This is a genomic window from Elusimicrobiota bacterium (assembly GCA_026388095.1).
Taxonomy (GTDB): domain Bacteria; phylum Elusimicrobiota; class Elusimicrobia; order UBA1565; family UBA9628; genus UBA9628.
In genome coordinates, this window is record JAPLKL010000029.1 from 40,378 (window position 1) to 47,844 (window position 7,467).

At 67.9% G+C, this 7,467-nt stretch carries 6 protein-coding genes; 1 reads left to right on the forward strand and 5 read right to left on the reverse strand.

Translation table 11 applies throughout. From position 1 onward, the window contains the following. Positions 1-9 precede the first annotated feature (9 nt). The 5 genes from NTY77_07160 to NTY77_07180 all read right to left on the reverse strand — a co-directional run bounded on the left by NTY77_07160 (position 10) and on the right by NTY77_07180 (position 5,592). Positions 10-1,104, reverse strand: coding sequence for an efflux RND transporter periplasmic adaptor subunit (locus NTY77_07160; GenBank protein ID MCX5795252.1), 1,095 nt, complete (start codon positions 1,102-1,104; stop codon positions 10-12). After that, positions 1,104-2,405 carry a TolC family protein gene (locus NTY77_07165; protein MCX5795253.1) on the reverse strand — a complete coding sequence of 434 codons (1,302 nt, stop codon included), beginning with the start codon at positions 2,403-2,405 and terminating at the stop codon, positions 1,104-1,106. Before NTY77_07165 ends, NTY77_07160 begins: the two co-directional genes overlap by 1 nt. Positions 2,406-2,529: 124 nt before the next feature. After that, positions 2,530-3,072 (reverse strand): hypothetical protein, encoded by a 543-nt coding sequence (locus tag NTY77_07170; GenBank protein ID MCX5795254.1) that lies wholly within the window; start codon positions 3,070-3,072, stop codon positions 2,530-2,532. Between the two features lie 25 nt (positions 3,073-3,097). After that, a complete protein-coding gene (locus NTY77_07175; GenBank protein ID MCX5795255.1) occupies positions 3,098-4,630 on the reverse strand; it encodes an ATP-binding protein in 1,533 nt (510 codons plus the stop codon). Then, positions 4,627-5,592, reverse strand: a complete 966-nt coding sequence (locus NTY77_07180) for a tetratricopeptide repeat protein (protein ID MCX5795256.1) — start codon at positions 5,590-5,592, stop codon at positions 4,627-4,629. Before NTY77_07180 ends, NTY77_07175 begins: the two co-directional genes overlap by 4 nt. 123 nt (positions 5,593-5,715) lie before the next feature. Here NTY77_07180 and NTY77_07185 point away from each other — a divergent pair, with 123 nt between their 5' ends. After that, entirely contained in the window at positions 5,716-7,284 is a 1,569-nt protein-coding gene (locus tag NTY77_07185) for a hypothetical protein (GenBank protein MCX5795257.1), read from the forward strand. Positions 7,285-7,467 lie beyond the last annotated feature (183 nt).

Below are 7,467 nucleotides of genomic sequence, written 5' to 3' on the forward strand. Positions count from 1 at the left end.
CCCGGGGAACTATTGGGTCTTGGCCACGACCTTGGCGCCCTCGGTGAGGCGCATCTGGCCGTCGGTCACCACGGTCTCGCCCGCGGCGAGCCCCTGGGCGATGACGGACTCGTCGCCCACGGTGCGGTCCAAAGTCACCTTGCGCATCTCGGCCGTGCCGTCGTTGCGCACCACGAAGACGTAGGGCCCCGCCTGCCCGCTCTGCACCACGGGGGCCGGGACCACCACCGCGTCCTTCTGGGTGTCCAGGGTCAAGGTGATGTTGGAGAACTCGCCCGGCCAGAAGCTCTGGTCCAGATTCGGCATCTCGCCCTTCATCAGGATCATGCCCGAGGCCGGGTCCACGGCGTTGTCGATGAACGCGAGCTTGCCTTCCTGGGGCTTGTTGCCCGGCCCCTGCTCCAAAGACACGACCTTGAGCGGGCCCTTGGCCATGGCCTGGCGGATGGAGGAGAGGTTCTTCTCCGCGACCGAGAACCTGACGTAGATGGGCTGCAGCTGGTTGATGGACACCAGCTTGGTGTCGCTCTTCTTGACCCCGGCGCCCTCATGGACCTGGAGCGCGCCGGTCTTGCCCGATATGGACGCGCGCACCTGGGTGTACTGGAGGTCGAGCTGGGCCGCCGCCACCTGGGCCCGGTCGCCGTCCATGTCCGCGAGCAGCTTGTCGAGCTCGGTCTTGTGGGTCTCGTACTCCTCCTGGGACGCGGCTCCGCCCTCCACGAGCTTCTTGTAGCGCGCCTCCTCGGACTTGAGGAACGCGAGCTTCTTCTCGTCGCCGTCCAGGTCGGCCTGCATCTTCTGGAGCTTCTGCTTGTAAGGCGCCGGGTCTATGACCATGAGCAGATCGCCCTGCTTGACCATGTCCCCTTCCTTGAAGTTGACCTTGAGGAGCTGGCCGTCCACCTGCGCCGTCACCTGCACCATGCGGATGGGCTCCGCGGTGCCGGGCGCCTCTATGGCCACGGGCATCTCCTTCTTCTGGACCTGGGCCGTCACCACCGGAACCGGCGCGTCACCTCCGGTCTTGGGCTTCTTCTTGCAGCCGCCCAGAGAGGCGCCGGCAAGGCTGAGAACGGTCGCGCACAGCAGGATATTCTTCATCATCGCATCCCCATGGTCTTTTCGATGTTGGCCCGCGCGACCTTGTAGTCGTGCAGGGCCGAGATGAGGCTCAAGCGCGCGTTGCTGTAGAGCACGGCCGCGTCGGTCACCTCCACGGGCGTGCCGGAGCCGGAGGAATAATTGAGCTCCGCGATGTCCCGGTTCTCCTTGGCGTCTTCGACGCCCATAGTCGCGGTCGCGATGGCCTTCTCCGCCTCCTGCAAAGAGAGGAAGGCCTTGCGGGCATCCAGCCCGATCTGCAGCTTGAGGCTCTCCACCTGGGTCTCGGTCTGGCGCAGGAGGCCCTTGGCCTCGGAGACCTTGCCGACCTTCCGGAAGCCCGTGAAGAGGTCCGCGGTGAGGTTGACGCCCGCGTTCCAGCCGTGCGTGATGGGCGAACGGCTGCCCGCGAACTGGTAGCCCGCGCTCGCGTAGAAGTCCGGGAAGAGGTCCCCGCGCGCGGCGGACAGGCTCTTGCGGGCCGACTCCACCTGCGCCGAGAGGGCCTTGAGGTCCTGCCGGTCCGAGAAGCTCCGAGCCAGGATGGCGTCGAGGTTGGTCTCGTACTTCTCGAAGTCGAGGTTGTCCACGATGTCGAAGACGGGCGCGTTGGCGAAGTTCATGGCCGTGGCCAGCACCGCCTGCGCCACCTGCAGGTCCCGGTCGGCGCGCAGGGCATCGAGCTCTGCGTTGCTCAGGTCCGTCTCCGCCTTGGTCACGTAGTACTTGGGCCGCACTCCCGCGTCAAAGCGCGTCTTGGCCACGGAGAGGTGCTGTTTGTACTGCTCGACCATCTCCGCGCGCAGGTCGCGCGCGCGCTTGGCCTGCAGCAAGTCGTAGTAGGCCTGCTTGACCTCGGCGGCGATCTGGACCGCCAGGGAGTCGCGCTGGGACCGGGCCGCGTCGCGCAGGAAGCGGGTCGCCTTGATCGAGGCGTAGCGCTTGCCGAAGTCGAAGAGGAGCTGGCTGACCGACGCGCCGGCGGTCTTATAATAGAAGTCGTTGATGGTCTGGCTGCGGAAAGGGTCGTCGTAGTTGATCTTGTCGGCCTCGTACTTCTGGTAGCCGGCCGTGGCGTTGACCGAAGGCAGGTAGGCGGAACGGGACTGGACTAGGCGCGCCTCGGCGGCGTCCGCGGCATAGCCCAAGCCGCGCAGGTCCGGGTCCTGGGCCAGGGCCAGGTCGATGCAGCGTCCGAGGTCGAGGACCTCGCCCGCCCGCGGCGCCGACGCCGCGGGCGGCTCCGCGGCCCAAGCCGCGACGGTCAGAAATAGGATCGGAAAGATTCCTGTTGGCGTCACCCGGGACCTCCTCGCTGATATCGGATTGCTGGGTCCGTAAATGACCGAATGCCAAAGGACTATAGCCTTTTCCGGCCGGGGCTGGCAATCCGCCAGGCTCAGAGCGCGGGGCGGGGGAACCTGATCATCGGGTGCAGGGCGAAGCGCCGGTCTTCATGTAGCGCTCGCGGAACTCGGTCTGCACCGAGACGGCCTCGCCTTCCATGCCGTCGTCGAACTGCTCGATGGGGATCTTCCTGTACATGACCTGGACGTAATGGACCAGCTCGTGGGCGATAGAGTCGTCCACGAAACGTCCCACGCGCTGGTAATATTGCGCCTCGTTCAAGACGTAGATCTCGTTGCGCGCGGCCACGTACACGTTGAGGTACATGTCCGGCCGCATCTGCCACTGCGGCTCCACCGCGTCCTGGAATTGCTTGAGGGGGGTCTTGTCCTGCAGGTAGAGCGGGGGCATGGCGGCGTCGGAACGGGGCGCGACTTTCATGATGGCCAGCACTCCCTCGAAGATGCACTGCAGGTCGTGCTTGGGCTGCACGTAGCTCTTGATGGGATTGGCCTTGACCGCGGCGCTGAGCTCCTGCGCAGCCGAGGCGAGGTCGGGCAGCTGCTGGGCCGAGACGGGCGCTGCAAGAGCCAGCAGCAGCAAGGCGAGCTTGGTCTTCATGCCCAAAGTATAGCGGCGGGAGACCTTACGCGGCAGTAGCCATAGGCCCAGGTGCGGCTGGGTCCAAGGGCCTGCCGTGCGGCCCGGGCTCCTCCTCCGCCAGGGGCAGAACGAACGAGAAGCGGGAGCCCTTCCCCGGTTCGCTGGCCACCTCCAGGCGGCTGCCGTGGGCCTCGACGATGCTGGCGCACAGCGTCAGCCCGAGCCCGAAGCCCTTGGCCGCCTTGCGGCCCTCCTCCGTGCGATAGTAGCCGGAGAAGATCTTCTGCTGGTCCTCGGCCGAGATGCCGATGCCCGTGTCCTCGCAGTAGACCCGCGCCCCCCCCGGCTCTGCGACGACGCCGAACGCGATGCGGCCCTGCTCCGGGGTGTACTTGATGGCGTTGGAGAGCAGGTTGGTGACGACCATGGCGAGCGTCTCGGGGTCGGCCCGCACGCAGAGCGGTTGGTCCGGGAATTCCTGGCGTATCTCGATGCCCCTGCGCTGGGCCAGCAGCGCCAGGCTCTCCAGCGCCTGCTTCACCAACGGGCGGATATGCATCGGCCGGGGCCGCACCTGGAACTTCCCCGCCTCGATGCGTCCCATGTCCAGCAGGTTCTTGACCGCCAGGGTCAGCAGGCGCACGGTGCTGTTGAGGATGGTGTAGTACTCCCCGCGCTGCGGCCCATCGGACTCCTTAGGCTCGGATTCCTGGAGCAGCAGCACGAAGCCGCCCAAGGTGGCCAGGGCGTTGTTGAACTCATGGCTGACCATGGACACCAACTGCGCCTTGAGCTGGGCCAGTTCGTGCTCCTTCTCGTATTGCCCGTTGACGCGGTCGGTGAGCCCCTTCATGGTGGCCAGCAGGCCCCGTATCTCCGGGCCCGCGTGCGGCGAGCCCAGGTCCCAGGGGCGGCCCAAGGCCCACTGCGCGGCATAGCGGTGCAGGCTCTCCAGGGGGCCCACCACGTAGCGCCAGAGGAAGAAGGTCATCAGGCCGCAGGCGAGCAGTCCGGTGAGCAGGATCAGGGCCAGGTTGACGCGCGAGGCCGCGCCGACCGCCTCGCGCCTGCGCTCGAGCTCGGCCACGTTGGCGTCCTTCATCCGGACCAGCAGGGCCGTCATCGCGTCGAAGTCCGGGTGGCGGCCGATGAGCCTTTGCGCCTCGCCTGGGGAGAGGCGCCCCGCGCGCCGCCGGCTGATCCATTGGTTCTGCTGGGATAGGTAGTCGGCGAACTGCCGGTGCAGCTGCTGGAGGATATCCCCCTCCAAGCCCTCGCTGCGCAGGCCCGCCAGCACGCCCTCGGTCTGGCGGACCCGCTCCAGAGCGTCCTGCCGCTTGTCCAGCCAGCGCGCCTGGCCGGTGAGCAGGTAGCGGTCGGTCCACTGGTCGAGCTGGCGCAGCCCGTCGCGCAGCCGGGGCAGGCGCGCCAGCACGGCCAGGTCGTGCTGGAAGGATTCCTCCAGCCTCCCGTGGGCCCGGCTCTGTATCCAGTAAGCGCCGCCCACCCCCAAAGCGTATAGCCAGAGGAAAGCCATGACGGCCAGTACTTGGCTGCGCAGGGTCAAGGCTTTCATGGGCGCTCACGTCCCGCGCGGCCTCCGGATATCACCCGGGCGCGCGCCTCCAGGGGCTTGGCCTCGGCCTCCCGGTTCAAGCGGCGCAGGAGGCTGGCGTAGCTCTCCAGCGTCGGGACCAGGCGCCGGCTGGACCGGCCGAAGGCTTTCTCGGTCCAGGCCACGGCCTTGCGGTAGAGCGGCTCGGCTTCGCGGTAGCGCTCCTGCGCCTCATAGAAAAGCGCCAGATCGTCGAGGGCTCTGTCCAGTTCCCGGCTGTGGCGCTTCTCCAAGATGGACAGGGCGCGCAGGTACAGCGGCTCGGCCTGGGCGTAGCGGCCCTGGCTCTGGTAGAGCAGGGCCAGATCGTCGAGCCGGGAGGCGACCAAGGGATGCTCCTGGCCCAAAGAGCTCTCGGTCAGAGCCAGCGCCCGCAGGTAGGCCCGCTCGGCGGCGGCGTCGCGCCCCTGCGACTGGTAGAGCAAAGCCAGGTCGTTGAGGCGCGCCGCCAGGTCCATCCTGCGGCCGCGGGCCTCCAGGACCCGCAGGCTTTGCTGATACAGGCGCTGCGCCTCGGCGGAATTCCCTCGCAGGTTATAGATGTCCGCGAGATAGAGCGTGTCGGCCGCCGCCCGCAGACTCTGCGCCCCATAGGTCTTCTCGGTGATGGCCAGGGCCCGGCGCAGGAGAGGCTCGGCCTGGGCGTATTTCCCCTGCGCGAAATAGAGGTCGCCCAGGTCGTTGAGGCTCTCGGCCAGGCGCGGATCCTCGGGGCCGAAGCTCTCCGCCGACAGGCGGGCGGCCTCCAGGGCCTCCTCGGATTCCGCGTAGCGTCCGTGGTGCAAGGCCCGGTCGCCCTGGGCCAGGCGCTCGCGCCAAGCCTCGGCCGCCGGGTTGGGACCGGACTCGGCGCAGGCCCCGCAAAGCAACGCGAGCCCGACTAGCAGGACCGCCGGCCGCCAGGACGAGGGGTCGCCCACCATGATCACATTCTACTAGTTCCGTTAAGCTGATTTGAGGTCAAATCCTCGTAGGCCTTCAGTCCCAGACCCGGCTCCGCCTTGAGACCCTTCCTTTTCCAATGGATACCGTCCATCCTATCAGTGATGAACGGTTTCATTCGCGCGCTCGCGTTCTGGCTGCTCCTGCCGCAGGCGGCTTTCGCCGGCGTGGTAGTCGAGCTGCCAAAAGTAGCGCTGCCGATCGGCCAGAACGCGGCCGGCGCCGCGCTCCAGGTCCAGGCCCCGCGCTCCAGCCTCTCTTTGACGCCGTCCTGGCTCGCGGCCGCCAAGCCCGCGCCAATCCTCTCCCCCGTCCCGGTCGTGGTTCAGGCCCCGGCCATCCAAGTCCTGGCGCCCGGCCAGCCGATCCTCGACCAGGCCGGCGCGTCCATCTCAGAAGCCGCCCCCCAGGCCAAGCCGCAGCCCGCTGCCGAGACGGACAAGGCGCTCGGCGCAGGCCTTTTCGACGGCCAAGCCCTGCGCGTGGACAGCCTTGACGCGGTCCTGGACCCCGGCGCGGGCTCGGCCATCGCGGCCACGCCGCGCGGAGCGCGGGTGCGCCTGGAGGCGGGGAAGAAGCTGCGCCTCGTCATCGAGGGCGAGGGCCGCAAGGACGTTTTCTTGGTCCGGCGGGACAGCGCCGGACTGAGCATACGCAAGAGCGGCGCCCTGCGCGGCCGCCGCGTGCCTGAAAAAGGCTTTTATATCTTCCGCGGCCCGACGGCTCATGATGGGGCCGACCGCTTCACGATTCCGGACCGGTCCTTGCCCGAGGCGCGCATGCAGGCCGCGGTCTCGGTCGAGGACGGCTGGGTTTTGATCCAGGACGCGGGCGCCATCACCTTGCACAAGGACGGCTCGGTGCGCATCGAGGGGGCGCGGCCCGAGGGCTCCTTCCCCATCCAGAAAGCTTTGAGCGCTTCGGGGCACGTCTTCTCCCAGGGCGCCATCCGCTACTTGGACGAGACCGTGGCCGTGGACTGGGACCGCGACGCGGCCTTGCGCGGCTTCTACGAGCGGGTCAAGGCGAGCCTGGCCGCGCGCCGCGTGGGCGGCGACGAGCTTGCGGCTTTATCGGGGGTCTTCGCCGCGGTGGCCCGCGAGGTCAAGTACGACGAGGCCGCGGTCACGGCGCGCCTTTCGCGCCTGGGCGGCAAGCGGGGCGTCCTGCTGGGCGAGCTTATGGGCCTCTCCGGCGAGGATTCCTGCCCGGCGGTGGGCGTGTGCCGGCACATGGCTTTGCTTCTGGGCTCGGTTCTGGAGCGGCTCATCCAGGAAGGTCAGCCCGGCTTGAGCAGCGGACAGGTCTACTATGTGGGCGGCAAAGGGCATGCCTGGGCCGTGTATCGCGACGCGGACGGGGGCTATCACGTGCTCGACGCGGCCCAGCGCCATGACGAGGTCCCGCTGCAGGCCCGCACCTCCTATTCCGGAACGGACCTCGACTCCAAGGGCGAGTTCTCATACGCAGACGACATGACGCCCGAGATGAAGCGCGATTGGCAGAAGAGCCTGCCCTCGAAGTGGAGCGAGGCGGCCGACAGCCTCTCCGGCCTGGTCCAGGACGCTGCCTCCCGCCTGCGCCGACTTCTGCCCGACCGCGGTCGCGACGAGGCCATCCGCCGCCGCCTGGCTGCGATCAGCGCCATGGGGCGCGAAGACCGGACCCCTTAGCCGGCCGAATAATTTCGGGACACGATACTTAATTCAGGGAGATAAGTATTGAGCCTCTCGTAAAAAGTCCCGGCCGCATGGGCTTGGGTTCATAAACCGGCCGCGCGACTCGCAGAGTCGCGCGGAACCGACGGCCGAAGGCCGGCGGAAATGCATCTGGGGCGGACCTCGTGTTTGCCGGCC